The organism is Nocardioides sp. NPDC127514 (assembly GCF_040302125.1).
Classification (GTDB): domain Bacteria; phylum Actinomycetota; class Actinomycetes; order Propionibacteriales; family Nocardioidaceae; genus Nocardioides.
In genome coordinates this window covers 1-24,213 of record NZ_JBEORF010000022.1, presented here as the reverse complement: position 1 = coordinate 24,213, position 24,213 = coordinate 1, and the positions used below count along the sequence as shown (strand labels likewise).

At 71.1% G+C, this 24,213-nt stretch carries 25 protein-coding genes; 11 read left to right on the top strand and 14 right to left on the bottom strand.

Annotated elements, in window-relative coordinates; all coding sequences use genetic code 11:
* Nucleotides 1-10 precede the first annotated feature (10 nt).
* The 3 genes from ftsL to mraZ form a co-directional block, all read right to left on the bottom strand.
* The gene (gene ftsL / locus ABTX24_RS18065) at nt 11-604 is read right to left on the bottom strand and encodes a cell division protein FtsL (protein WP_350841475.1); all 594 of its coding nucleotides are present in this window, start codon (nt 602-604) and stop codon (nt 11-13) included.
* Nucleotides 601-1,599: a 16S rRNA (cytosine(1402)-N(4))-methyltransferase RsmH gene (gene rsmH, locus ABTX24_RS18060; protein WP_160024336.1), complete on the bottom strand. Its 999-nt coding sequence runs from the start codon at nt 1,597-1,599 to the stop codon at nt 601-603. Before rsmH ends, ftsL begins: the two co-directional genes overlap by 4 nt.
* Before the next feature lie 248 nt (nt 1,600-1,847).
* Complete coding sequence (gene mraZ / locus ABTX24_RS18055) at nt 1,848-2,270, bottom strand: division/cell wall cluster transcriptional repressor MraZ (RefSeq protein ID WP_008363047.1); 423 nt, start codon at nt 2,268-2,270, stop codon at nt 1,848-1,850.
* A 254-nt stretch (nt 2,271-2,524) separates the two neighbouring features.
* Here mraZ and ABTX24_RS18050 point away from each other — a divergent pair, with 254 nt between their 5' ends.
* From ABTX24_RS18050 to ABTX24_RS18040, 3 genes are read left to right on the top strand one after another with little or no spacing between them, the layout of a single operon-like run.
* Entirely contained in the window at nt 2,525-3,502 is a 978-nt protein-coding gene (locus ABTX24_RS18050; RefSeq protein ID WP_350718818.1) for an AAA family ATPase, read from the top strand.
* A gap of 29 nt (nt 3,503-3,531) precedes the next feature.
* Nucleotides 3,532-4,824 (top strand): DUF58 domain-containing protein, encoded by a 1,293-nt coding sequence (locus tag ABTX24_RS18045; protein WP_160024337.1) that lies wholly within the window; start codon nt 3,532-3,534, stop codon nt 4,822-4,824.
* A complete protein-coding gene (locus ABTX24_RS18040; protein ID WP_350841473.1) occupies nt 4,824-7,112 on the top strand; it encodes a transglutaminase TgpA family protein in 2,289 nt (762 codons plus the stop codon). The genes ABTX24_RS18045 and ABTX24_RS18040 overlap by 1 nt, the downstream gene beginning before the upstream one ends.
* A 26-nt stretch (nt 7,113-7,138) precedes the next feature.
* On the opposite strand, the gene ABTX24_RS18035 is transcribed toward ABTX24_RS18040, so the two are convergent.
* The 5 genes from ABTX24_RS18035 to ABTX24_RS18015 form a co-directional block, all read right to left on the bottom strand.
* Nucleotides 7,139-7,507, bottom strand: coding sequence for an SCO2097 family morphological protein (locus ABTX24_RS18035; protein WP_160024339.1), 369 nt, complete (start codon nt 7,505-7,507; stop codon nt 7,139-7,141).
* A 145-nt stretch (nt 7,508-7,652) separates the two neighbouring features.
* Nucleotides 7,653-8,837, bottom strand: a complete 1,185-nt coding sequence (dinB, locus tag ABTX24_RS18030) for a DNA polymerase IV (protein ID WP_350841471.1) — start codon at nt 8,835-8,837, stop codon at nt 7,653-7,655.
* Between the two features lie 21 nt (nt 8,838-8,858).
* Nucleotides 8,859-9,584, bottom strand: coding sequence for a methyltransferase domain-containing protein (locus ABTX24_RS18025; protein ID WP_350841469.1), 726 nt, complete (start codon nt 9,582-9,584; stop codon nt 8,859-8,861).
* A gap of 49 nt (nt 9,585-9,633) precedes the next feature.
* Complete coding sequence (locus tag ABTX24_RS18020) at nt 9,634-10,095, bottom strand: SAV_6107 family HEPN domain-containing protein (RefSeq protein WP_350718826.1); 462 nt, start codon at nt 10,093-10,095, stop codon at nt 9,634-9,636.
* A gap of 170 nt (nt 10,096-10,265) precedes the next feature.
* Nucleotides 10,266-10,859: a hypothetical protein gene (locus ABTX24_RS18015; protein WP_350718828.1), complete on the bottom strand. Its 594-nt coding sequence runs from the start codon at nt 10,857-10,859 to the stop codon at nt 10,266-10,268.
* A gap of 244 nt (nt 10,860-11,103) precedes the next feature.
* On the opposite strand from ABTX24_RS18015, the gene ABTX24_RS18010 reads away from it, so the two are divergent.
* Nucleotides 11,104-11,739: a DUF4126 domain-containing protein gene (locus ABTX24_RS18010; RefSeq protein WP_160024344.1), complete on the top strand. Its 636-nt coding sequence runs from the start codon at nt 11,104-11,106 to the stop codon at nt 11,737-11,739.
* Nucleotides 11,736-13,061, top strand: a complete 1,326-nt coding sequence (locus ABTX24_RS18005) for a phytoene desaturase family protein (protein WP_350841467.1) — start codon at nt 11,736-11,738, stop codon at nt 13,059-13,061. The genes ABTX24_RS18010 and ABTX24_RS18005 overlap by 4 nt, the downstream gene beginning before the upstream one ends.
* A 7-nt stretch (nt 13,062-13,068) precedes the next feature.
* Here the strand turns inward: ABTX24_RS18005 and metF are convergent, their stop codons facing one another.
* A complete protein-coding gene (metF, locus tag ABTX24_RS18000) occupies nt 13,069-13,959 on the bottom strand; it encodes a methylenetetrahydrofolate reductase [NAD(P)H] (RefSeq protein WP_160024347.1) in 891 nt (296 codons plus the stop codon).
* A 34-nt stretch (nt 13,960-13,993) separates the two neighbouring features.
* Between metF and ABTX24_RS17995 the strand changes: the two genes are divergently transcribed.
* Nucleotides 13,994-15,079, top strand: coding sequence for a polyprenyl synthetase family protein (locus ABTX24_RS17995; protein ID WP_350841465.1), 1,086 nt, complete (start codon nt 13,994-13,996; stop codon nt 15,077-15,079).
* Between the two features lie 6 nt (nt 15,080-15,085).
* Here ABTX24_RS17995 and ABTX24_RS17990 read toward each other — a convergent pair whose 3' ends face one another.
* Both ABTX24_RS17990 and sigK read right to left on the bottom strand, forming a co-directional pair.
* Complete coding sequence (locus ABTX24_RS17990) at nt 15,086-15,763, bottom strand: anti-sigma factor (protein WP_350841463.1); 678 nt, start codon at nt 15,761-15,763, stop codon at nt 15,086-15,088.
* Nucleotides 15,753-16,355, bottom strand: a complete 603-nt coding sequence (gene sigK, locus ABTX24_RS17985; protein WP_350841461.1) for an ECF RNA polymerase sigma factor SigK — start codon at nt 16,353-16,355, stop codon at nt 15,753-15,755. The genes ABTX24_RS17990 and sigK overlap by 11 nt, the downstream gene beginning before the upstream one ends.
* Nucleotides 16,356-16,456: 101 nt before the next feature.
* Between sigK and ABTX24_RS17980 the strand changes: the two genes are divergently transcribed.
* Complete coding sequence (locus tag ABTX24_RS17980; protein ID WP_350841459.1) at nt 16,457-18,019, top strand: molybdopterin-dependent oxidoreductase; 1,563 nt, start codon at nt 16,457-16,459, stop codon at nt 18,017-18,019.
* Here ABTX24_RS17980 and ABTX24_RS17975 read toward each other — a convergent pair whose 3' ends face one another.
* The 3 genes from ABTX24_RS17975 to ABTX24_RS17965 form a co-directional block, all read right to left on the bottom strand.
* Nucleotides 18,020-18,442 carry a barstar family protein gene (locus ABTX24_RS17975; RefSeq protein ID WP_350841457.1) on the bottom strand — a complete coding sequence of 141 codons (423 nt, stop codon included), beginning with the start codon at nt 18,440-18,442 and terminating at the stop codon, nt 18,020-18,022.
* An 87-nt stretch (nt 18,443-18,529) separates the two neighbouring features.
* Nucleotides 18,530-18,934: a guanyl-specific ribonuclease gene (locus tag ABTX24_RS17970; protein WP_201451061.1), complete on the bottom strand. Its 405-nt coding sequence runs from the start codon at nt 18,932-18,934 to the stop codon at nt 18,530-18,532.
* Nucleotides 18,935-18,969: 35 nt separating this feature from the next.
* Nucleotides 18,970-19,341 (bottom strand): Rv2175c family DNA-binding protein, encoded by a 372-nt coding sequence (locus ABTX24_RS17965; RefSeq protein WP_350841455.1) that lies wholly within the window; start codon nt 19,339-19,341, stop codon nt 18,970-18,972.
* A gap of 113 nt (nt 19,342-19,454) precedes the next feature.
* Between ABTX24_RS17965 and pknB the strand changes: the two genes are divergently transcribed.
* The 4 genes from pknB (at nt 19,455) to ABTX24_RS17945 (ending at nt 24,094) form a co-directional block, all read left to right on the top strand.
* Nucleotides 19,455-21,578, top strand: a complete 2,124-nt coding sequence (pknB, locus tag ABTX24_RS17960) for a Stk1 family PASTA domain-containing Ser/Thr kinase (protein ID WP_160024353.1) — start codon at nt 19,455-19,457, stop codon at nt 21,576-21,578.
* Between the two features lie 2 nt (nt 21,579-21,580).
* Complete coding sequence (locus ABTX24_RS17955) at nt 21,581-22,480, top strand: deoxyribonuclease IV (RefSeq protein WP_350841454.1); 900 nt, start codon at nt 21,581-21,583, stop codon at nt 22,478-22,480.
* Nucleotides 22,481-22,673: 193 nt separating this feature from the next.
* On the top strand, nt 22,674-23,618 hold the full coding sequence (locus ABTX24_RS17950; RefSeq protein ID WP_350841452.1) for a hypothetical protein: 945 nt from the start codon (nt 22,674-22,676) through the stop codon (nt 23,616-23,618).
* Between the two features lie 8 nt (nt 23,619-23,626).
* Nucleotides 23,627-24,094, top strand: coding sequence for a GNAT family N-acetyltransferase (locus ABTX24_RS17945; protein ID WP_350841450.1), 468 nt, complete (start codon nt 23,627-23,629; stop codon nt 24,092-24,094).
* Nucleotides 24,095-24,213: the final 119 nt, after the last annotated feature.

Sequence of the window (24,213 nt, the reverse complement as noted above, 5' to 3'; positions counted from 1 at the left end):
CTCCGCTCTCCTACCGTGCCTCGCCCGAAGACGTACGCTGCTCCTCGGCCGCCTGCTTCTCCGCCGCCTCCTGGTCGCGCTTCTTCTCGGCGAGCTCGGCCGCCTTCTTCTTCGCGGCGGCCGCCTCGGCAGCCTTCTGCTCGGCGAGCAGCACGCTGTAGGGCTTGGCGACCTTCGGGTGCAGCGGCGGCGTCGCGGACCGGTCGGCCGCGGCCGCCTCCCCCTCGATCTTCGCCTCGGGGACCCGGAGCATGGCCGCGTTCTGCGGGACGACCATGCCGAGATCCTTCGCCTTGGCGGCGATCTTGTGCGGGTCCTCCATCTTCTTCAGCTCACCGTCGAGCGCCTGCTCCCGGGCGGCCAGCGTGGTCGCCTGCTCCTGGAGACGCTGCTCCTGGAAGGCCGACTGCTGCATGGAGGTGTTGAAGACGAGCAGACCCACGACGCCACCGATGAGCAGCATCGAGACGAGCACGACGAACGGCAGCCGCGGCGCCATCGGGGCAGGCAGCGGCGCAGGCACGGCGGTGAGCCGTGCCTGGGTCGTCTCGGTGGCCCGGTCCGGGCTGCGTACGGGCGCCTGCGGCGCGGCGGAGATGCTCATCTGGCTGCTCCAGGGTTCGACTTGGGAAGGTTGGTTCGGGGCTTGGTGCGCTCCACGGCGCGCAGTCGCACCGAGGCGGCGCGCGGGTTCTCCTCGATCTCTGCCTCGTTGGCCTGCTCGGCACCACGGGTGAGCAGACGGAACGACGGCTCGGCCTCGGGCGGCACGATGGGCATGTCGGGAGGTACGTCCAGCTTCGTCGCCTCGGCGAAGGCCCGCTTGGTGAGCCGGTCTTCGAGCGAGTGGTAGGACTCGACCACCACCCGGCCACCGACGCCGACGGCCTCGAGAGAGTCCGGCAGTGCCGTACGCAGCGCCCCGAGCTCGTCGTTGACCTCCATCCGCAGCGCCTGGAAGGTGCGCTTGGCCGGGTGTCCGCCGGTGCGACGGGCAGGTGCCGGGATCTCCGCGTAGAGAAGCTCCACCAGCGGCCCGCTCGTCGTGAACGGCACCGTCTCGCGACGCTTGACGATGGCGTAGGCGATCTTCTTGGCGAACTTCTCCTCGCCGTAGTCCCGCAGGATCCGGGTCAGGTCCGCCGCGGAGTAGTTGTTGAGCACGTCCGCCGCGGTCTGACCCCGGGTGGCATCCATGCGCATGTCCAGCGGCGCGTCCTCCGCGTAGGCGAAGCCACGCTCGCGCTGGTCGAGCTGCATCGAGGAGACACCGAGGTCGAAGAGGACCCCCTGGACCTCGGCCAGGCCCTGCCCGGCGACGACGTCGAGGATCTCGTCGTAGACCGCGTGGACGCCTGTCCACCGGTCACCGAAACGGGCCAGCCGCTCCCCCGCGATGCCGAGGGCGTAGGTGTCTCGGTCGATGCCGATCACCCGCGACCCGGGAATGCGCTCGAGGACGGCCTCGGTGTGACCACCGTGACCGGTCGTGCAGTCGACGAGCACGCCGCCATCGGCGAGCGCCGGTGCGAGCAGGTCGACGATGCGGTCGAGCATCACCGGCACGTGCTTCTGGTTCGTCACCGCCTCGACCCCCATCGCACGGCTTCGTCTGGTGTGTTCTCCCCGGCTCTTCGGTAGAGCCACGGGCTGACAACGCCACGGATCCGCAGAGCCAGGTCTCATGCCCGCTCCGTCACCACCAGGTGCCGTCCGGAGCCGGGGAAGGTGCCCCGGATGGCTGGATGAGTGGAGCGGGACTGAGACCTCGTCCTGCGGATCCGCTGTTGACTTGTTTCGTTTCTGATCAGCTCTGCTGCTTGTCGCTTTGTCGATCTGTCCCTTTGTCAGTCCGTCGACTCGTCGAGGTCTGCGAACTTGGCCTGTGCACCCGCGGAGTACTCCGCCCACTTGGCCGGGTCCCAGATCTCGATCCGGTCCATCACACCGATCACGACCACGTCCTTGACGATCCCGGCGTAGTCGCGCAGGAGCGGCGGAATGCCGATCCGGCCCTGCTTGTCGGGTGTCGTCTGCTCGGCCCCCGCAAAGAGGACACGGGCGTAGTCACGTGCGTCCCGAGAGGTGAGCGGCGTCTGCTGGGCCCGCTGCGCCTCCTGCATGAAGACGTCCTCGGGCCACACCACGAGGCAGTTCTCCTGACCTTGCGTCACGACAACCCCCTCCGCCAGTCGATCTCGGAACTTTGCCGGGAGGAAGATCCGGCCCTTCTCATCGAGCTTCGGCGTGTACGTGCCCATGAAGAACATGTGCTCGCCCCCGCGGTCAGCTCAACGTGGATCGTTCCTCCACTTTGCCCCACCGTACCCCACAATCCCCCACATTCAAACCACCTTCCTCCCCCACGAGGCGATTTCCCACCACCACCCGCTCCCCCGGCCCGCGTGCCGCGGAGGCCGGCGGCGTACCGCCTACAGGTCACAGTCGGGTGAATGACGCAGACGCCCGTAGGCGCTACCCCGTACGGTGTTCCCATAAGCAGGGTGAGTCGGAAGGACGCGACGTGACGACGCCGTTGGAGGCCTCATCGAATGGGGCAGAGATCGAGACATTGGTGCGGGTCGCGGGCCGCATTCGCGACAGCATCGAGAAGGTGATCGAAGGAAAGACCGACGTCGTCGACTCCACGCTGACCGTGTTGCTCGCCGAGGGACACCTCCTGATCGAGGATGTGCCCGGGGTCGGCAAGACCCAGCTCGCCAAGGCACTGGCGCGCTCGATCGACTGTTCGGTGCGTCGCATCCAGTTCACGCCCGACCTGCTCCCGAGCGATGTCACCGGGGTGTCGATCTTCAACCAGAACACCCGGGAGTTCGAGTTCCGCCCGGGTGGCATCTTCGCCAACATCGTGGTCGGCGACGAGATCAACCGTGCCTCCCCCAAGACCCAGTCGGCGCTGCTGGAGTGCATGGAGGAGCATCAGGTCACCGTCGACAACGTGACCTACCAGCTGGAGTCGCCCTTCATGGTGATCGCGACCCAGAACCCGATCGAGATGGAGGGGACGTACGCCCTCCCGGAGGCGCAGCGCGACCGGTTCATGGCGCGGGTCTCGGTCGGCTATCCGCCGGTCGGCTCCGAGATCGCGATGCTGGCCAGCCACAGCGCGGCCAACCCGCTCGACGACCTCGACCCGGTGACCGACGCCGTGGAGATCCGCAAGCTCGTCGGCGTCGTCAACCAGGTCTACGTCTCGGAGGCGGTCCGCCGCTACACCGTGGCGCTGACCGCGGCGACCCGCACCAACAACGAGCTCGCCCTGGGCGCCTCGCCGCGGGCGAGCCTCCACCTGCTCCGGGCCGCCAAGGCCCATGCCGCCCTGCACGGACGCGAGTTCGTCCTCCCCGATGACGTACGCAGGCTGACCGGTCCGGTCCTTGCCCACCGTCTCCTCCCCAGCGCCTCCGCGGCGATGCACGGCCGGTCGGTCACCGACATCCTCGAGTCCGTCGTGTCCGCCGTCCCGGTGCCACAGACCTGACCCTCGGGCCGACTTCAAGGAGGGGCGCGATGCGTGAGGCGCTGTCCGGACTGACCATCCGGGGCCGGGCTTTCCTGGCCGCCGGAATCACCGCCATCGTCTGCGGGATCCTGCTGGACCAGGCCACACTGTCCCGGATCGGGATGCTGCTGGTCGCACTGCCGCTGGTCACAGCGGTGGTCGCCGCCTGGGGCCGCTACCGGCTCGCGCTGGTGCGCCACATCGAGCCGCACCTGACCGAGGCCGGTCAGCCGGCCAGGGTCGAGCTCACCATCGCCAACGAGGGCCGGATCCCCACCGGGACCCTGCTGCTGGAGGAGACGGTGCCGTACGCCTTGGGTGGCCGCCCGCGCTTCGTGGTCGACCGGATCGGCTTCGGGTGGCGCCACAAGCTCGGCTACCAGATCCGCTCCGAGATCCGGGGCCGCTTCGACATCGGCCCGATGCGCGTGACCGTGGCCGACCCGTTCGGCCTGGTCGAGCTCAACCGCGCCTTCCAGTCCACAGTCCCGTTCACGGTCACACCGAGAGTGGTCCCGTTGCCGCCGACTCCCCTGACCGGCAACGCGACCTCGTCGGGCGACTCCCGGCCGAGGGCGTTCCTCGGTGGCAGCGCGGAGGACGTCACGGTGCGTGAATACCGCCGCGGCGACGAGCTGCGACGGGTGCACTGGCGCAGCTCGGCCCGCCTCGGCGAGCTGATGGTGCGCCGTGAGGAGCAGCCCTGGCAGGCCCGTGCCACCGTCTTCCTCGACAACCGTCGCTCGGTCCACCGCGGCCAGGGTGCGGGCTCCTCCTTCGAGCACGCCGTCGTGGTCGCCGCCTCGGTCGCCGTGCACTTGGTCGAGGCCGGCTACTCGGTGCGGCTGGTGACCTCCGGCGGAAACACCCCCGGCGCCGCGGGCAGCGGGGAGCTCAACGCCGGCTGGCACGACCGCGAGGGCCAGGCCGACGCGGCCGCCCTGCTGGAGGCGCTCGCCGTGGTCGAGACCGTCCAGCACCACCGCATCGACGCCTCCTGGATCGGCGAGGCCGGGCAGGGCGGAGTCACCGTGGCGGTCCTCGGCTCCCTCGACGAGGACGACGCCGGCGTGCTTCGCCGGGTGCGACACCACACCGGGGCCGCGCTCGCCTTCTCGCTCGCCGTCGACGGCTGGAGCGCGGTGCATCTGGCGCCGGAGCAACGGCGGCCCAGCGGCGTACCTCTGCTCATCCAGCACGGCTGGAAGGCGGTCGAGCTCGGGGTCGGCGACTCGGTCGCCACCCGCTGGCGCGAGCTCGGCACCCGGGGCGCGGCAGCCGGAGCGGGGGCGGCGCGATGATGACCTCCCGAGACGCACGCGGCGTCGTGCCCGCCATGGCGGTGCCGCTGACGTGCTTCCTGACCGTCCTGTTCGCGCTGTCGTCGTGGGGCTCGTTCACGAGCACCCGGTTCCCCTACCTCGGCCCGATCCTGGTCGCCGGCCTGCTCGTGGTCGGCACCGGCATCTCCGCGCGGCTGCTGCGCGTGCACGACGCGGTCGTGGTCCTGCTGCAGGCGCTTCTCGGCACGATCGCGACCGGCCTGCTGGTCGTGCAGCACCCCTTCCCCGTCACCGGCGGCGGCCGGGCCCGGGTGACGGCCGAGATGACCGAGGCGTACGTCGCGTTCAATCCGTTCGACCTGCCGATGTCCGGGTCGGAGGTGGCGCCCTACCTCATCCCGGGCGGTGTCGCGGCGGTGCTGCTGGCCGACGTCCTCGCCGTCTCTCTGCGGCGGCCGCCGATGATGGGGCTCGTGGTGCTGGGCGTCTTCACGGTGCCGTTCAGCATCATCGGTGCCGGCGGCTGGGGCGGGGTCTCCTGGGTGGTCTTCGCGCTCACCGCGATCTCGTTCCTGGTGATGCTGCGCCTCGACCGAGCCCAGCAGCTGAGCCGCTGGGGCCGGCGCCTCGACGACGACCTCCCGGTGGTGCCCGCCGCCGGGCCGGCGGTCATCGGCGTCTCCGCGGTCGTGATCGCGCTGCTCACTCCGGCGTGGCTGCCCAGCCCGAACGTCTCCCTTCCCGGTCTGGGGCCGGGCGACGGCAACGGCCCCCTGCGGGTGATCAACCCGACGGTCGGGCTCTACGACGACCTGCGCCGGCAGAGCGACCAGGTGATGGTGTCGGTGACCCCCGTCTACGGCGACACCGAGACTCCCCCGTCCTATCTCCGCGTCGGAGCCCTGACCAAGTTCACCGGTACGGAGTGGACCTCGGGCAACCGCGACGTGCCCTCCGACCACAGCGGCGTGGCCACCTTCGAGCCGCCGATGTCCGACGCGACCCTGCTCGGGGATCCCACGACCTACCAGCTGCGGGCGAGCGCGAAGTTCCAGTCGACCTGGCTGCCGATCTTCGCCCATCCCCTCGAGGTCACCGCCCGGGGGCCGTGGCGCTACGACGAGGACACCCTCGACTTCATGTCCACCGAGGGCAGGGACCAGACCGTCGCCGGCCAGAGCTGGCGGATGACCGCCGCCCCCGTCGAGCCGTCCCAGGAGCGCCTCCTGGCCGCCGGCGACCCCGGCGTCGGCGCCCCACCGGGCATGACCGACCTACCGCTGCTCCCCGATGAGATCGAGGAGATCGCCCTGGAGCGGACCGCCGGCCAGGACCGGCCGTTCACCAAGGCGGTCGCCCTGCAGAACTGGTTCCGCCACAGCGGCGAGTTCACCTACAGCCTGGAGCGTGACGTCGGCTCCGACAGCGCGGCCCTGCTGGACTTCCTGACCGACAACAAGGTCGGCTACTGCCAGCAGTACGCCACGGCCATGGCCGTGCTGGCTCGCGAGCTCGGCATCCCGGCCCGGGTCGCCTTCGGCTTCCTGGGCGGCGATCAGGACGAAGACGGCGTGTGGCAGTTCCGCGGCCGAGACCTGCACGCCTGGCCCGAGCTGTGGTTCGAGGACATCGGCTGGATCCGCTTCGAGCCGACCCCGGCGGCCGCCGACACCAGCGAGCCCAGTTACACCACCGGTGCGCTGGGCAACGCCCGCAACGAGCCGGAGGCGCCTCTTCCCAGCGCCGGCACGAGCGTCGCGCCCGTGCCCAACCGTCCGCAGCGCGAGGCGCCCGAGACGCCCGAGGTCGCCGACACCGGCACCGAGGAGTCCAACGCCGGCGCCGTCTGGACCGGTCTGGGGATCGTCGCCCTGGTCGGCCTGGTCGCGCTCGCGGCGCCGGCGGTGATCCGGCGTCGGCGGCGTACGACTCGCCTGGCGGGCGACGCAGAGGCCGGCTGGAGCGAGCTGGGCGACACCGCGATCGACCTCGGTCTCCCCTGGACCGGGACCCGTTCACCCCGAGAGGAGGCCACCGGCCTGGCTCCGCATCTGCAGGATCGCGAGCCGATGCTCGCGCTGCAGCGGATCGTGGCCGCCGTCGAGCGTAACCGCTATGCGGAGCACCGCGACACCGCGGCGATCGGGGATGACGTACGCCTGGTCTCGGCCGCGCTCAGGGAGCACGCCGATCGGCGTGCCCGTCGCCGGGCACGCCTGTGGCCGGCGTCGGTCTTCCGCCGCCCGCCGGCACCAGCCTCCGACGGACCGGTTGCGCGGTCCGAGCGGGAGCTGATCTCGTCCTAGAGATGGTCCTCTGAGAGGTCGTTCTCTCAGAGGTCGTTGTCGCGGCGGCGCTGCTTCCAGCGCTCGCTGGCCCGGTCGAAGAACGAGCTGCGGGGCGTGTGGTCCCCGTCGTCCTCCTCGACCGCGGCAGCACCACGAAGAGCGGTGAGCAGCACGGAGGTCGAGGCCAGCATCACCAGGAAGCCGACCACCCCGACGATCCACATCCGTGAGATCACACCGGTCATCAGCAACGCGACACCACCGGCGAGCACGATGCCCGCGATGACCGCGTGTCGACGTTGGGCACGGCGCAGGGCCGTGCCTCGGAGGGCGGAGGCGAACTTCGGGTCCTCCGCCGAGAGCGCGCGCTCCATCTGCTCGAGCAGGCGAAGCTCCTCTTCCGAGAGTGGCACCGTACCTCCCATGTCCTGTTGGGGCATCTCCAAGTCTAGGCTGGCCACCCTGAAGGCGGTAGTGAGCCCAGAAAATTCTTGCCCCTTGACGTTCTGCCACATGGCACAACCAGGACCGATTGTGTCAAGCAAAGTGGCGGGTGCGTCAACCCCGGCCCTGATCGAGCAGGCTCGCGCGGCGTACGAGGCTGGATCCGAAGCGTTCGGCGACCTGGTCGATGGCGCGGTCGGCCTCGGACCAGCCCCGCTCCCGCTCGCCGAGCACCAGCTGCCGGTCGGTGCCCTCGCGGGCGACCAGGTGCTCGACCCGGACCCCGACCAGGCGCAGCGCCCGGCCGCGGAGATTCAGCTCGTCGTAGAGGCGGACCGCGGTGGCGTGCACCTCCTGGGTGACGTCGGTGGGATCAGGCAGCGTGCGCGAGCGCGAGATGGTCTTGAAGTCGGTGAACCGCACCGTCAGCGCGACCGTGCGGCCGACCGTGCCTGCCCGCCGCATCCGCCGGGTGACCCGGGCCGAGAGGCGCAGCAGCTCGCGGACGATGTCCTCGCGGTCGCTCAGGTCGTGTCCGAAGGTCTCCTGGGCGCCGGTGGACCGGTCGGGCAGGTCCGGGCCCAGCCGCCCGGTCAGCTCGCGCTGGTCGGTGCCGGTGGCGAGCCGGTGCAGGTGGCCACCGAGGCGCGGGCCGAGGATCTGGTGGAGGGTCGGCACCGGGGTGCGGGCGATGTCGCCCACCGTCTCGAAGCCGAGCCGCCGCAAGCGGGTCCTCGTGCTCGGGCCGACCCCATAGAGCTCACCCACGTCGAGCGGGTGGAGGAAGCCGGGGATCTCCTCCGGCCGGACGACCACGACGCCGTCGGGCTTCGCCTTGCGGCTGCCGACCTTGGCCACGCTCGGGGTCGGCGCGACACCGACCGAGCAGGTGATGCTCAGCTCCTCGGCGATCTGGCGGCGGATCCGGTGGGCGATGCTCTCAGGGCTCCCGAAGAGCTTTGTCGCTCCCCGTACGTCGAGGAACGCCTCGTCGACGCTGACCACCTCCACCAGCGGGGTGGCGCGACGGAAGATCTCGCGGACCTGATGGGAGACCTCGGCGACCTCGCCGAAGTCGAGACGGACCGAGACGAGCTGAGGGCACAGCCGTCTCGCCATCGACCCCGGCATCGCGGCCTTGACCCCGTAGGCGCGTGCCGGATAGTTGGCGCAGGTCACCACTCCCCTTGCGTGACCCCCGACGACGACCGGCTGGTCCCAGAGCTCGGGCTGGTGCCTGATAGCCACAGAAACGAAGAAGGCGTCCATGTCGACATGGAGGATCGGGGTGCCGGTCACCCCGGACCTCCGAGGCGGTGCCTAGCGAAGCGAAGCGAGCAGATGCACCTGCGAAGCCAGCGGCAGGTAGTCCGCGCGGGTCGAGGCCCGCTGCTCGAGCTCGACGAGAGCGTTGGTTGCACCAGGGTCGACGTCGAGCAGCGACCCAGGAACGTGATCCACGAAGACACGTACGCCACGAACGTCGGTGACCTCGAAGCCCGCGGCCTCGAGCAGCCCGGTGACCTCGTCGAGCGCGAAGCGGCGACCGGAGCGCCCCTGCGGAGCGGTGTCGTCGAGGAGCTCGGCGGCCTGCGCGAAGTGGCCGGCCAGAGCGCGGGAGAGGACGGCGGCGGTGCGCTGGGCGACCAGCAGGCTGAGCGTGCCGCCGGGACGGAGCACCTCGCGGATCCCTGCCAGCGCCGCCGCGGGGTCGGGGACGACCTCGAGGACACCGTGACAGAGCACCACGTCGGCACCGCTGGGGTCGGCGACGTCGGAGAGCGCGGCGAGGTCGCCCTGGCGCGCATCGACGGAGACGCCGGCCTCGCGGGCCCGGCGGTCGAGCGCGGCCAGCGCATCGGGGCTGGGGTCGACGACGGTGACCCGGTGGCCGAGCCCGGCGATGCGTACGGCTGAGGTGCCGGTGCCGCCGCCGATGTCGAGGACGTCGAGCGGGCCGGAGGCCAGGACCGGGTCGAGCGCGTCCCAGACGGCGACGGTCCGGGCGCCTGCCCGACGACTGGTTGAAGCGGAGCCAGCTGACATGTGGCCAAGCGTAGGCCCTGCCTCCCACCCTGCGTACGCCACACCTGGATCAGCCCACGAGGCGGTCGTGCCGGGACAGGGTGGCCGGCGAGGTGTGGGCCATCAGCCCGAGCGACTCCTCGACGACGGCGAGGAATCGGTCGGCGTCACGCACCTGCTCGTCGGCCTCCTCCGCGGTGACCGCACGGATCGAGCCGGCCTCCGCGGCAGCGCGCTTGGCGGCGCCTGCGGCGAAGTAGTCGGCCCACTCGGAGAGCTCGGGTGCGACCTTCTTGAGGCGGACCCAGGCGTTCCACGGACGACGGCGACCGGCGCGGCTCGCGGCCTCGACGGGATCGGTGCGGGCGGCGATCAGCGCGGCGGCGGCCTGGAGTGCGGCGACGTGAGCGATGGCGTACCTGCTCGGCACGTCGTCGGCCACGATCGCCTCCGCGAGGGTCTCGGTGGCTCGGAAGAGGTAGCTGTGCGTCGTGGCCGGCAGCAGATGCATCGGGTCGTCCTTCTCGCTCACGGTCGACCCCGCAGTGGACGGCTCCGGCGGGCGTCGGGGGTCGAGGACGACGCCCGCCAGAGCCTGGTTGTTCGAACATCTGTTCGAACACGTGATCAAACTACACCCCGCCACCGACAGTCACAAGGACGAATCGAGGACGGGGCGTGTCGAGCGGCGCTGCGGGTCGCTCAGTCGTCGGCGACGGCGCCGCGGATGAGGTGCGGCGGGTGGATGTAGCGGGTGTTGGCCGGCAGCCACATGACCACCAGCAGCCCCGCGGCGATGACGATCGCGATCGTGGTGAGCACGCTGATGATCACCGGCGGGCCGGTCAGGATGCCGCCGACGCTGGCCACCGCGGAGATGAACACCAGGAAGGTGATCGTGATGCGGGCCCACTCGAAGCCGTTGCGGAGGAAGACCGCGAGCACGCCGAGCATGCCGGCCATGACACCGAACAGGGTGATCGCCGGGGCGATGAAGGCCGGCGCGCTGACCCGGTTGTCGGTGGGCGGGTTGATGAGGGCCTCGAGCCCCTCGGTCTCCAGGATGCGCTTGGCCGAGGCGTTGCCCTCCGCCCACGCGCGCACCAGGTCATCGGAACGCAGCACCATGACCACGACGACGACGGCGCTGAACGCGATCAGACCGACGATCAGCCGGACCGCCCACGTCATCTCCCGCGGCACGGGCTCAGCAGCGAGGGCCGCCACCTCGACAGCAGTCTCCAGGTCCTCGTTCACGACCACACCTTCGTTCTCGTCGGGTGTCGTCATGGTCATCCGGTCTCCTTGCGACGTGGGGGGAACTCTGCGTTGATCAGCCCATTCTGCCGCACGGGGCACAACGGAGGTAAATACGGGATCGCGTGCGCCTGGTCTCGGGCCGACGTGACTCGGTCTCGACCCGCTTCGCGGCTTCGCAAGCTCAGTCGCTGCGCTCGCTCGACCTCCTCCCGTTGCGGCCGCGCTCGTTCCTCGCGCGGTCGCAGGCTCGGATGTCGGTGTCGTACGCCAAGATGTCCCCATGGAATCTCTAGCGCTGACCTTCTCCAGCGGGTGGGCCAGTGGCATCAACGCCTATCTGGTCGTGCTGGTGCTCGGCGTCGTGCAGCGTACGACGGGGGCCGAGGAGATCCCTGACGTGCTCGGCACCTGGCCGGTGCTGGCGGCCGCCGGGGCGATGTTCGCGATCGAGTTCGTCGCGGACAAGGTGCCCTACGTCGACTCGACGTGGGACTCGATCTCCACGGTGATCCGGCCCACGATCGGCGCCGTGATCGGCGTCCTGCTCGCCGGTGAGGCCGACTCGCTCAACGCGGCCGTCGGCGGCGTCGTGGGCGGCACCTCGGCGTTCATGTCCCACGTGGTCAAGGCCAGCGAGCGGCTGGCGGTCAACTCCTCCCCCGAGCCGGTCTCCAACTCGGTGGTCAGCCTGGCCGAGGACGGTCTCGTCCTCGGCGTGGTCTGGTTCGCCACCCAGCACCCGTTGGCCGCCGCCGGCATCGCCGCGATCCTGCTGGTGGCCGGGCTGGTGCTGGTGTATCTCCTCCTCCGCGCCGTGCGTGGGGGCTGGCGCAGGCTGACCCGGCGCGGACGACGTGGCGCCCCTCCTCCGGGGGGTCCGTCCGACGGCACGACCAAGCCCTACCCCGTCCAGTGACCGCGGTCGTCGTCCTCGGGGGCGGGTACGCCGGGATGGCCAGCGCCGCCAGGCTGGCCAAGCTCGGCCACTCGGTGACCCTTCTCGAGGCCTCCGGTCAGCTCGGCGGCGCCCTGGTGCCGGTGCGTGAGGAGGGGTTCACCTGGGACGCCTCGGCGACCTCGACCCTGCTGCCCGCGGTGATGCGCGACCTGTTCCGCAAGTCCGGGCGGCCGGCTGAGCGTGAGCTGGAGCTGGTGCCGATGGACGTCATCCGCGAGCACCGGTTCACCGACAAGACCTCGGTCTCGGTGCCCGGCGGCACCCGCGGCGCCCAGCTGACGGCCTTCGACGAGCTGGGCCCGGGCATGGGCCGGCAGTGGACCGACTACGTCGCCCGGTTCAACGACGACTGGGAGGTGCTGCGCCAGCACTACTTCGAGGTGCCGTGGGAGCCCACGGCGCTGCCCTCGGCCGTCGCGGAGCGGTTCCGGTCGCGCGAGACCCTCCACAAGCGGCTGCGCAAGACGTTCAAGGACGAGCGGCTCCGGCTGGTCGCGGCGCACCCGTTCGTCGCGGCTGGGCAGGAGCTGCGTGACGTACCTGCCTGGGCGGGGCTCACCGCCTATCTCGAGCAGCGCTTCGGCGCCTGGCGGGTCGAGGGCGGGATGGGGGTCGTGGCCGAGGTGCTCGCCGCCCGGATGGCCACCCGCCGGGTCTCGGTGCAGACCGCGACCCGCGTGGAGGACATCGTCGTACGCGACGGACGGGCGGTCGCGGTCAGCACCACCGCCGGGGAGATCGATCTCGGCGCCGACGGAGCGGTCGTGGTCGCCTTCGACCCGCGCTCGGTGCCGGCCCTGCGGCCGCTGGTGGAACGTACGTTGCCGGCGATCCCGCCGATGACGTTCCACCTCGGGCTCTCCTCGCTGCCCGAGCACCTCGTCGACCTTCCCGACGAGCTGGTGCTCCACGGCGAGCCCACCCTGGTCGTACGCACCCGCGGGCTCGCCCCCGAGGGGCAGCACGCCTGGACGATCCACTCCCACGGCAAGCTGATGGAGGACGTCCTGCTGGCGCTGGCGCGCCACAAGATCGATCTGCGGGAGCACGTCGTGCACCGTGTCGACCTGGGCGCCGCCGAGCTCGTACGCCGCTGGCGCGGGTCACCGCTGGGCGTGAAGTGGGCGGGACGCGGCACGGTGTTCCAGCGCCTCGGGCCGCGCACCCCGCTCCCCAACGTCTACGCCGCCGGCGCCCACGCCACCCCCGGCTCCGGGCTGCCGTACGCCGGTCTCTCGTCCGCGCTGGTCGCGCAGTCGATCGGGCCTGCCGAGAGGTGAGCGCAGGCTAGACCGTCACGTTGAGCTTGGCGAAGATCTCCAGCGTCGCCTTGGAGCGGTTCAGGGTGTAGAAGTGCAGCCCCGGGGCACCTCCGTCGAGGAGTTCCTGGCAGAGCTCGGCGGCCACGGCGATGCCCTCGGCACGGATGTCGGCGGGCTCGGGGCCGGCGGCGCTGAGGCGCTCGACGATCTCCTCGGGGACCTCGGCGCCGATCAGCTCGCTCTGGCGACGGATGGCGGCCAGGTTCAGGATCGGCATGATCCCGGGCAGGATCGGGATGTCGACGCCGCGGGCACGGACCCGGTCGACGAGGCCGAAGTAGTCGGAGGCACGGAAGAACATCTGGGTGACCGCGAACTCCGCTCCGGCCCTCGCCTTGGCGACCAGTACGTCGGCGTCGGCCTCGAGCGACTCGGCACTCGGGTGGCCCTCCGGGAAGGCGGCGACGCCGATGCGGAAGTCACCGCGCTCGCGGGCCAGCTTCACCACGTCGACCGCGTAGTCGAGGCCGCCCGGGGTCGGGGTCCACTCGGCGCGCGGCCCCTCGGCGGGGTCGCCGCGCAGTGCCATCACGTGCGCGACTCCCTTCGCCGCGTAGGCGTCCAGGATCGCCGCGACCTCGTCGCGGGTGTGGCCGACGCAGGTCAGGTGGGCGACCGGGAGCAGCTCGGTCTCCGCGGCGATCCGGCCGGTGATGGCGACCGTCTTGTCCCGGGTCGAGCCGCCGGCGCCGTAGGTGACGCTCACGAAGGTGGGGCGGTAGGGCTCCAATGCGCGCACGGCGTTCCACAGCTGCTCCTCGCCGGCCTCGTCCTTCGGCGGGAAGAACTCGAAGGAGAACGAGCGCTCGCCTTGGTTGATCAGCTCCGCCAGGGAGCGTCCACGTCCAGTCACCATCGGGCCATCGTAGTGAGTGCCCTAGGCTCGGAGAGTGAATGAAACGTGGGACGCCGATGAATTCCGCCGTCGCGTCCAGGGGGCACTGGACACCTTTCTCGAGACGCAGTCCAAGCGGCTGGCTCCGCTCGGTGACGAGGTCGAACCGCTGCTGCGCCGGGCTCGCGAGTCGATGTCCGGCGGCAAGCGGCTACGGGCCGCGTTCTGCTATTGGGGCTTCCATGCGGTCCACCCCTCCCCCTCGCGGGCCGAGGAGGAGTCGCTCGTCCGGGCGGCCGCCGCGCTCGAGCTGCTCCAGGCCTCTGCGCTCGTGCACGACGACGTCATCGACGACTCCGACACCCGGCGCGGAGCGCCGTCCGCGCACCGCGCGTTCGAGGCCGACCACTCCGCCGCGGGCTGGCCGGGCCGGTCCCGTGCCTATGGCGACGCCGCGGCCGTGCTCCTCGGCGACCTGCTGCTGACCTGGTCGGACGAGCTCCTGCGTACCTCTGGGTTCGGGGGCTCCGAGACCTCCCCGGCGCTCTCGGTGTTCGACCACACCCGCAGCGAGGTGATCGCCGGGCAGTTCCTCGACATCACCGTCCAGGCCCGCGGCGCGGCCGACGTCGAGGCGGCGATGAAGGTGGTGCGCTACAAGGCGGCCAAGTACTCCGTCGAGCGCCCCCTCCACGTCGGCGCCGCCCTGGCCGGAGCCTCCCCGGAGCAGATCGAGGCGCTGTCGGCCTACGGCCTCCCCGTCGGCGAGGCCTTCCAGCTCCGCGACGACCTCCTCGGCGTCTTCGGCGACCCTTCGGTCACCGGCAAGCCGGCCGGCGACGACCTCGTCGAGGGCAAGCGCACCGTCCTGGTCGCGCTCGCCCTGAAGGCGTCACCGCCCGCCGACGCCGACCTCCTCGACCGCTCCCTCGGTCAGCCGCTCACCGCGGACCAGGTCGCGGCGCTGCGTACGATCATCGCCTCCTCCGGCGCCGAGCAGCAGGTCGAGAAGACCATCACCGAGCTCGCCGACCAGGGACTCACCGCCCTCGACGACGCCAAGTCGTCAGGGGTCCTCGACGCCGGCGCCGCCGAAGTCCTCCGCGCCCTCGCCACCGCCGCCACCCAGCGCACGGTCTGACCGGCGTCAGAGACGCTCGGCAGGCATCTGGAAGAGGACCTTCTCCGAGGGCTGGTCGGAGCCGCCCTCGGGTTCCATGGTGACCATCAGGTCGCCATCCTCGACCGGTACGGCGACGGCCATCTCCTCGTCGAGGACGCCGGCGGACTCCATCCCGGCGTCGGTGTGCCACCAGACCTGGTAGGTCATCCCTTCCGGGCGCGAGAGGTGGGCGGTGTCGACGGCGACCATGTGCATCTCGTGGGACATCGCAACCATCAGCTCGCCGTCGGAGGTCTCCTCCTTGTGCATCCGCGCGTCCGGGGCCGCGATCACCTGGGCGGCGGTCATCGCGGGCGGGTCGTCATCTCGTAAGACGACGCCGACCGTCACGCCGACACCGATGACCAGGGCCGCGACCGCGGCGATCGCGCCCGCGAACCAGCGACGACGAGCGCGGCCCGCGGCGACCACGGGCGGGAGCTGCGGAGTCTCCGAGGCCGTACGCATCACGCTCGCGCGCAGCGACGCCGGCGGAGTCTCGGCGACCTCATCGGCGAGCGACGCGGTCGCCGACCGCAGCGAGTCGACCTCCTCGCGGCAGTCGGGGCAGGCAGCCAGATGCGCCTCGACCTCTGCTCGCTCACCGGGCTCCAGCGCGTGGAGGAGGTAGGCCCCGACCAGACCGTGTACGTCAGGCGCCATCGCGCACCTCCAGGCAGTCCCTGAGACGGATCAGCCCGTCGCGCATCCGCGACTTCACCGTCGGCAGCGGCCGGCCGAGCAGCTCGGCGACCTCGGGATAGGTGAAGCCCTGGTAGTAGGCCAGCCGCACGGCCTGGGACTGCAGCGGCGTGAGGGAGTCCAGGCAGCGGCGTACGCCTTCGTGCTCCGACGCCGTGACCACAGCCTCCTCCGGGCCGGCGACGTCCACCGGCTCGCGCCGGGCGACGTGCTCCTCCCGCGCCCGCGAGGCCTGCGTGGAGCGCACGGTGTCGACCGCGCGACGGTGCGCGATCGTCAGCACCCAGGTCCGGACGGAGCCGCGCGACGGGTCGAACCGGGCGGCCTGGCGCCACAGCTCGGTGAACACCTCCTGGGTCACCTCCTCCGCCCGCGAGGGGTCGCGCACGACCCGCCGGGCGACGCCGAAGACCAGCGGAGCCAGCTCGTCGTAGAGCCGGCCGAAGGCATCGAGGTCGCCACCGGCGACCGCGGCGAGCACCGCCGCCGGGTCCAGGTCGTCATCGGGGCCGGGCAACGACTCGTCGCCCACGACCCGCAGCGCTCGCCGCATGCCCACCCCTTCCGACACATCACAGATCTCATCCCGGGTTCGCAGCCGAAGAGTGGGAGGATTGGTCCCATCCGCCCATCGATCGGCCACGAACCCACAGCATGACATCCGGCAACCTCGCCGAGCAGAAGACCTCGAGCTCCGCTTCGGCACCGCGTCTTCCCTACGGCCCCCTCGCGGGCATCGCCGCCGGCGTACTCGGTCTCGGCGTCGCCGAGCTCATCGCCGCCCTGGCCGGCGGCGCCTCGCCCCTGCTCGCGCTCGGCGACCGGGTCATCGACCTCACCCCGCGCTGGCTCAAGGAGGCGGCGGTCGCCACCTTCGGCACCGCCGACAAGCCGATCCTGCTCGCCTGCGTCGGGATCGTCACGCTGGCCCTGCTCGGGGTCGCCGGCGCTCTGGCCGTACGCCGCCCCGCCCTCGGCGCGGGCATGCTGATACTCCTCGGGGCCATCGACATCGCCGCCCTCCTGGCGGACCGGGCCGGCAACGGGACGACCGGGATCGTCGCGATCGTGATCGGCCTCGCGGTCGGGGTCACCGCACTGATCCTCCTCACCCGGCCCCTACGCGACGCCAAGAGCCCGACTACCGAGGCCGAGGCGCCCGACGGCTTCGACCGTCGCAGGTTCCTGGTCGCCGCCGCGGCGGTGACCGCGGTGGGTGCGGCCGGCGGCGTCGGCGCCAAGGTGGTCACCGCACGCCGGCTCCCCGCGACGAGGGTTGCGATCCCCGCGGCCGTCTCTCCCGCCGCGCCCCTCCCGGCGGGCGCGGAGCTCCGGATCGACGGGCTCACGCCCCACCTGACCCCCGTCGACGACTTCTACCGCATCGACATCGCCCTGCTCACCCCACGCGTCGACATCTCCGACTACCGGCTCAAGATCCACGGCCTGGTCGACGAGCCGGTCGAGCTGACCTACGAGGACCTGCTCGCGATGCCGCTCTACGAGCGCCGCGTGACGATCTGCTGCGTCTCCAACGAGGTGGGCGGCGACCTGATCGGCAACGCGACCTGGACCGGCGTACGCATCCGCGACGTCCTCAAGCGCGCCGGCGTCTCTCCCGACGCGGACGCGGTGAAGTCCACCGGTGCCGACGGCATCACCATCGGCACCCCGCTCGAGGCGCTCACCGACGGCCGCGACTCCCTGCTCGCGATCGCCCAGGACGGCGAGCCGCTGACCCGGGACCACGGCTTCCCGGTCCGCATGGTCGTCCCCGGCCTCTACGGCTACGTCTCGGCGACCAAGTGGCTCACCGACCTCGAGGTGACCCGCTTCGCCGACTTCCGCGCCTACTGGACCGACCGCGGCTGGTCCGCCGAGGGCCCGATCAAGACCGAGTGCCGCATCGACCTGCCCGGCGACGACGTCATGCCCGGCGAACGCACCATCGCAGGTGTCGCCTGGGCGCAGCACCGGGGTGTGAGCAAGGTCGAGGTACGCATCGACGACGGCCCCTGGCAGCCCGCCACGCTCGCCGCCGAGGACAGCATCGACACCTGGCGCCAGTGGACCTACCGCTGGGACGCGACCGAGGGCGAGCACCAGATCCAGGCGCGGGCCTACGACCGCACCGGCACTCCGCAGACCGCCGACGAGGCACCGCCCGCTCCCGACGGAGCCACGGGCTACCCCACTCGTACGGTCAACGTCGGGTGATCAGCCCAGGTCGGTCAGATCCGTCTCCGGACCGTCCCCGCGCAGCAGCACGGTGAACGCCGGACGGTCCTCGGAGATCTCCGCCGACCGGTCCTGGAGCACCCGGACGATCTTGTCGAAGCCGGCACGATCCGCGTACGCAGCGCACCCCCACGTCTCCCACAGCAGCACCGTGGGCGCGGAGAGGTCACGCAGCGAGTCCCAGAGCGCGTCGAGGTTGCGGCCGAAGTGGGCCGGGAAGCCCAGCGCGGTGCCGATGGCACCGAGCACCTCGTCCTTGGTCTCGGCAACGTCTGCGATCTGCGCCAGCGACCAGCCGGCGCCGGTCACCGACTCGGAGAGGTCGGCCGCGGCCAGCTCGGTGTGCCAGCGATAGACGCCGGGATCGACCTTCCCTGCCAGTAGTCCTGCCAGTCCACTCATGCCGCCACCTCCGTAGCGCAAGCGCAAGAATACGGACGCGGCGGCCTGAGGCCAATGGTCGCTCGCTGTCGCTCACTCATGTGCCCATCACCCCCGGTCGATCCGTGAGAACGACTCGTAGTGGTCCTCGGTGAAGTAGAACTCCCCACCCTCGCCTGTGACGATACGCCGCGCGCCCCGGTCATCGGAGCCAGGCGTCGGCACGGTGTATTCGGCGTAGTAGCCCGACGCCTCCTCGGGCAGGATCCCCTCGCGGTTGCCGAAGGTGCTGCCGTCCTTGCCCGGGTAGGGGAACGGGCCGCCGGCGTCGATCAGCTCGAGCGTCTCCACGCCCTCGGGCGGCAGGTCCGACTCCGCGATCCAGGCGAGCCCGCTCTCGGGGTCGGTGCCTGTTCTCGCGCCACCGTCCGCCCCGGAGTCACCGCCGCAACCGGCGACCAGCGCCATCAGGATGGCGAGCAGCAGGCCGATCAGGGCGGACTTCGACCTCACGAGGTTCCTCCGAGACGTACGGAACGGTTGGTCGTCTAGAGTGCCATGGCCTGGGCCCGGCGCTTGACCTCCGACCCGCGGTTCTCCCGAAGCGCGTCGATCGGGCGGCCGGGAAGGTCGTCGTCGAGGAAGAGCCAGGCGATGATCTCGCGGTCGTCGTAGCGTCCGTCGTGGAGCACGTGCAGCAGCCCGCTCAGACCCTTGACCGGCAGACCGTCCTGGATGAACAGGGCCGGGATGTGCTGGCCCTTCATCCCCGGAGGCACTGCCGCGGCGAGCTCGTGCTCGCGGATCATGGTGCGCACCTTCCCCACGGTCACTCCGAGCAGCGACGCGGCCGTAGCCCAGTCGATCCACTCGTCAACCAGGGCACCCAGGTCCTGCTCCGCCAACCGCAACTCACTCATAACAATCACATTACCGGCCCGGGTAGCCGGTCCGGAAAGTCGTGAGTGGGACCCGCTGGTCCGTACCATTGCCCGGTCCGGAATACTTCTCCGACCGGAGACAGGAGGATCGCGTGGCTAGTGAGGCGGACCCCCGTGACGACGTCATCGGGCGCCACGGCGGAGGCTCGGCTACCGCATCCGACCCCCTTCTGGGCAAGGTCTTGGGGATGCGTTACCGGATCGTCGAGAAGGTCGCGAAGGGCGGCATGGCGACGGTCTACGTGGCCCACGACATGCGGCTGGACCGCATCGTCGCCGTCAAGGTCATGCACCAGGACCTCGACGAGGAGGGCAACTTCGCCGAGCGGTTCGTACGCGAGGGCAGGTCTGCCGCGAAGCTCTCCCACCCCAACGTGGTCGCCGTCTACGACCAGGACGAGGACGACGGCGTCGCCTTCCTCGCGATGGAGTACATCGAGGGACACACCCTGCGCGACACCATCGCCTCACAGGCTCCCCTGGGTGCGGCGAAGGCGCTGGCCTACATCGAGCCGATCCTGAGCGCGATGACCGCGGCTCACGCGATCGGGATCGTGCACCGCGACATCAAGCCCGAGAACGTGCTCATCACCACCGGTGCCGCCTCGATCTCGCAGCGGGTCAAGGTGGCCGACTTCGGTCTGGCCCGGGTGATGAACAACAACTCCAACGACGCCACCACCGGAAACCTGGTGGGCACCGTCTCCTATCTCGCGCCCGAGCTGGTCACCGAGTCCAGGTCCGGGCCACGCTCCGATGTCTACGCCGCCGGCGTCGTGCTCTACGAGCTGCTCACCGGCCGCAAGCCGCACAGCGGCCCCTCGCCGGTCGAGATCGCCTACAAGCACGTCCACGAGGACGTCCCGCCGCCTTCGAAGGCCGCCCCCGGCATCCCGCGGTACGTCGACGCCCTAGTCGCCCGGGCGACCGCCCGTGATCCCGAGCTGCGACCGGCCGACGCCGGGGTGCTGCTGCGCATGGTCAACCGGGTCATGGCCACCCTGTCCGCGGGCATCTTCGACGACCCCGACCTCACCGCCGACCTGGCGCTCCCCCGGCCCGGCGCACCCGATCAGGGCGCCCAGGGCGCTGGTGGCACCGACTCCCCGGCCCGGGCTCGCGAAGAGTCCGCCGCCGAGACGACCGCCGTCCTGCCCGCTCTCGGCCTGGGAGCGTCAGGGCCGTCCGGTCCGCCGCCGGGTCGTCCCCCGGGTCCGCCGGGACCGCCTCCGGGCGTCGGGCTCCCCGCGGGTGCCCGCCTCTCGCTGAGCGAGCCCGAGGAGAACGTACGCATCGCCCCGACCCCCACGCAGCCGAAGCAGCGCTGGAGCATGCCGGCGACCTGGAAGGGCCCGATCGCGATCGGCGCCGCCGTGGTGGCCGTCGCGCTGGTGGCGGGCGGCCTGTGGTGGTTCATCGACGGCCGCTACGAGCGGGTGCCCTCGGTGGCCGGTCTGAGCAAGGCGGCGGCGACCACGCAGCTGCAGGACGCCGGCTTCGAGGTCTCGGCCAACACCGAGTTCTCCGACACCGTCGAGGAGGGCGTGGTGATCGACTCCGACCCCGGCCGCGACGACAAGGCGCTGCCCGGATCGACGGTCGAGATCAGCGTGAGCAAGGGCGTCGAGGAATACTCCGTGCCCAAGCTCAAGGGCATGCTCGCCGACGACGCTCAGGACGAGATCCGCGACAAGGGCCTCGGCATCGGCGACCCGATCGAGAAGTTCAACGACAACGTCCCCGAGGGCTACGTCATCAACTCCCAGCCGCGCGCCGGCACCCTGGTGCGACCCGGCAAGGCGATCGTGCTCGTGATCAGCAAGGGCCCGGCACCCGTCGACATCGTCGACTGGACCGGTCGTAGCGCCGAGCGCGCCAAGAAGTCGCTGGAGGCCGACGGTCTGAAGGTCGAGATCCAGGAGGAGGAGAACCAGGAGATCCAGCCCGGCACCGTGCTCAGCCAGAGCCCCAACTCCGGCACCCTCCCCAAGGGCGAGACCGTGACCCTCGTGGTCGCCAAGGGCCCCGACGCCGTCGCCGTCCCCAACGTCGTCGGCAGCAGCAAGGACACCGCGAAGCAGACCCTCGAGGCCGCCGGTTTCAAGGTCAAGGAGGAGAAGGACGACTTCGCGCTCGGCCTCAACTTCGTGACCCGGCAGGAGCCCGCCGGTGGCGAGGCGCCCTACGGCTCCGAGATCACGATCTGGCTGAACTGACCTTGACCTCTTCTCGGACCTCTCTTCGCAACCCGATCGGCACCCACGTACAGGTCGGCAAGGGTCTCGTCGCCGGGGCCCTCGCCAACACCGACGCGGTCGGCGGCGAGACCCTGCAGATCTTCGTCGGCAACCCACGCGGCTGGGCGCTCTCGGCCGGGAAGCCCGCCGAGGACAAGGCGTTCCGGGCAGAGATCGAACGGCGCGGTATGCGTGCCTTCGTCCACGCCCCCTACCTGGTCAACCTGGGCTCGCCGACCCCAGCCACCTACGAGAAGTCGGCCGCCCTGGTCGCCCACAACCTCCGCCGCGCCGCCGACATCGGCGCCGAAGGGGTCGTCATCCACACCGGCTCCTTCGTCTCCCCCGACGGGGATGCGACCGAGAAGCACGCCGTCGCGATGAAGCAGGTACGCGAGGCGCTGCTGCCGGTGCTCGACGAGATCGCCGCCGAGGACGCGCCCTGGCTGCTGCTGGAGCCGACCGCCGGCCAGGGACGCTCGCTGTGCGCGGGCGTCGAGGACCTGCCGGCCTACCTGGCGGCCGTCGACTTCCACCCCAAGGCCGGGATCTGCCTGGACACCTGCCATGTCTTCGCCGCCGGCGCCCCGCTGGACGAGCCCGGTGGCGCGACCGCGTGCGTCGACCGGATCGTCGAGATCGGCGGCCCCGGGCGGCTCCGGCTGATCCACGCCAACGACTCCAAGGACGTACGCGGCAAGCACCTCGACCGCCACGAGCAGATCGGCCGCGGCCACATCGGCACGAAGGCCTTCGAGGAGCTCTTCGCGCATCCGGCGACCGACGGAGTCCCCTTCATCCTGGAGACTCCCGGTTCTCGCGACGCGGACAACCCCGATATCCCCCTGCTCCGCGATCTGCGGGCATCGGCCCAAGGTTAAGGCGGGTGACCTAGGCTTGGGAACGCACGGGAGTGATCTTCGACGCCATGGGGGTGGCATGACCAGCTGCGCACAGTGTGGACACCGGCTGTCCGACGAGCCGGCGTGCCCGATGTGTGGACTCGCGGTCGCCACGGATCCCGACCGAGCAGCCGAGGCTGACTCCACCGATGTAGAGGAAAGGACGCCGCCCGTGTCCGCTGCTGAAGCGAAGCCCGAGCCCGATGAGCTCGACGAGCCCAACGAGACGACCGTGATCCGGAAACCCGTCCAGTCGACCGCCCCGGAGGCCGTCGAGGACGAGCCCGACGCGGCGCAGACCTCCCTCAGCCTGCCTCGGATCAGCGCCTACGGCGACGACAACGTGCCGGGACCGGCATCCTCGGCCTCCAACGACGAGCCCACCGAGCGCACCTCGAGGCGCCAGGCGCCGTCCGTCGAGGAGAAGCTCGACACCGACGACGAGCCCGACGGGACCACCGCGGTCCGCCCGGCGTACGCCCCGCCGACCGCCCCGCCGCCGGCCACTCCCCCGCCGGGACACGAGCCGGCCGTCGCGGAGCAGGCCGTGATCCCCGAGCCCGAGCCGTCGCCGATCCCGGATCCCTCGCCCTTCCCGGAGCCGACGCCGGTCCCGGAGCCCGAGCCCGTCCCCGATCCGGAGCCCGTCCCCGACCCGACCCCGGAGCCTGGTCCGCTTCCCGGACCCGAGCCCGTCCCCGAGCCCGAGCCGGTCTCCGAGGTCACGGTCGAGGCGGCGTACCAGCCCTTCGTCCAGCCCTCCGGGATGCTCGTCCAGGAGTCGCGCAACGGTCAGGTCCGCCACTGGGCCCCGCCTGAGGAACAGGAGACCGCGGCCGAGGTCTACGAAACCGAGCCCGCCTACGCGACCGGCTACGCGGAAGATGCCTACGCCGGCGAGGAGGCCGGCGAGTGGCAGACCGGCTACGGCTACGTCGCCGAGCCGGAACCGATCGAGCAGGACTTCGGCGACTACGGCGTCCAGCAGGAGTACGTCTCCTCGCTGATGGCCGCCGAGCCCGAGGACAACCCCTCGACCTGGATCGTGCTGCTGTGGGTGGGCGCGATCTTCATGATCGTGATGCTCGTGCTCGGCATCTGGCTGATGACTCTGTAGCCGCCTAGATGCCGAGGATCATCGTCGCCGAGATCAGCAGCGACGAGCAGCGCGCCCTTGCGCTCGACGTCTGGCGGGCGGCCAACGCCGCCCGCCGCCGCACCGCCACCGAGGCCAGGATCCGCCGCGTCCGCGAGAAGCTGGACTCCGCCGAGCTGGCGCTGCTCGCCCACTACGGCACCCGCCCGGCGGGGATGCTGGTGGCCGAGACCTATCTCGTCGACGGCGTACCACTCCCCGGCTACGGCCACATCTCGATGGTCTTCGTCGATCCTGCCGTCTGGGGCTCCCACGTCGGCACCGAGATGATCCGCGACCTCCAGTCACGCGGTTGGGAGGGCCTCAGCGTCTGGACCCGCACCGACAACCGGCGCGCCCAGCGCCTCTACGAGCGCACCGGCTTCACCGACACCAACAACTGCAGCATCCTCCACGACGGCGACGAGATCATGCAGCTCGCCTGGGCGCGGGAATGAATACCCGGTTCACCGGTGAAACCTGCACTTCTCAGGTGTTGCAATGCCCGAGAAGTGCAGGAATACCCGGTTAACCGGGTATTCCTGCCCGACGGGGGTAGTGCACCCCGAGGTACGGG

What these genes read in the sequence shown, in the direction of transcription:
- ABTX24_RS17980 (WP_350841459.1), top strand. Translation starts at nt 16,457, where the DNA reads ATGACATCCGGCAACCTCGCCGAGCAGAAGACCTCGAGCTCCGCTTCG.
- ABTX24_RS18025 (WP_350841469.1), bottom strand. Translation starts at nt 9,584, where the DNA reads ATGTCAGCTGGCTCCGCTTCAACCAGTCGTCGGGCAGGCGCCCGGACC.
- metF (WP_160024347.1), bottom strand. Translation starts at nt 13,959, where the DNA reads ATGGTGACTGGACGTGGACGCTCCCTGGCGGAGCTGATCAACCAAGGC.
- ABTX24_RS17975 (WP_350841457.1), bottom strand. Translation starts at nt 18,442, where the DNA reads ATGAGTGGACTGGCAGGACTACTGGCAGGGAAGGTCGATCCCGGCGTC.
- mraZ (WP_008363047.1), bottom strand. Translation starts at nt 2,270, where the DNA reads ATGTTCTTCATGGGCACGTACACGCCGAAGCTCGATGAGAAGGGCCGG.
- ABTX24_RS18010 (WP_160024344.1), top strand. Translation starts at nt 11,104, where the DNA reads ATGGAATCTCTAGCGCTGACCTTCTCCAGCGGGTGGGCCAGTGGCATC.
- ABTX24_RS17945 (WP_350841450.1), top strand. Translation starts at nt 23,627, where the DNA reads ATGCCGAGGATCATCGTCGCCGAGATCAGCAGCGACGAGCAGCGCGCC.
- ABTX24_RS17990 (WP_350841463.1), bottom strand. Translation starts at nt 15,763, where the DNA reads ATGGCGCCTGACGTACACGGTCTGGTCGGGGCCTACCTCCTCCACGCG.
- ABTX24_RS17965 (WP_350841455.1), bottom strand. Translation starts at nt 19,341, where the DNA reads ATGAGTGAGTTGCGGTTGGCGGAGCAGGACCTGGGTGCCCTGGTTGAC.
- ABTX24_RS18040 (WP_350841473.1), top strand. Translation starts at nt 4,824, where the DNA reads ATGACCTCCCGAGACGCACGCGGCGTCGTGCCCGCCATGGCGGTGCCG.
- rsmH (WP_160024336.1), bottom strand. Translation starts at nt 1,599, where the DNA reads ATGGGGGTCGAGGCGGTGACGAACCAGAAGCACGTGCCGGTGATGCTC.
- ABTX24_RS18015 (WP_350718828.1), bottom strand. Translation starts at nt 10,859, where the DNA reads ATGACCATGACGACACCCGACGAGAACGAAGGTGTGGTCGTGAACGAG.
- ABTX24_RS18045 (WP_160024337.1), top strand. Translation starts at nt 3,532, where the DNA reads ATGCGTGAGGCGCTGTCCGGACTGACCATCCGGGGCCGGGCTTTCCTG.
- sigK (WP_350841461.1), bottom strand. Translation starts at nt 16,355, where the DNA reads ATGCGGCGAGCGCTGCGGGTCGTGGGCGACGAGTCGTTGCCCGGCCCC.
- ftsL (WP_350841475.1), bottom strand. Translation starts at nt 604, where the DNA reads ATGAGCATCTCCGCCGCGCCGCAGGCGCCCGTACGCAGCCCGGACCGG.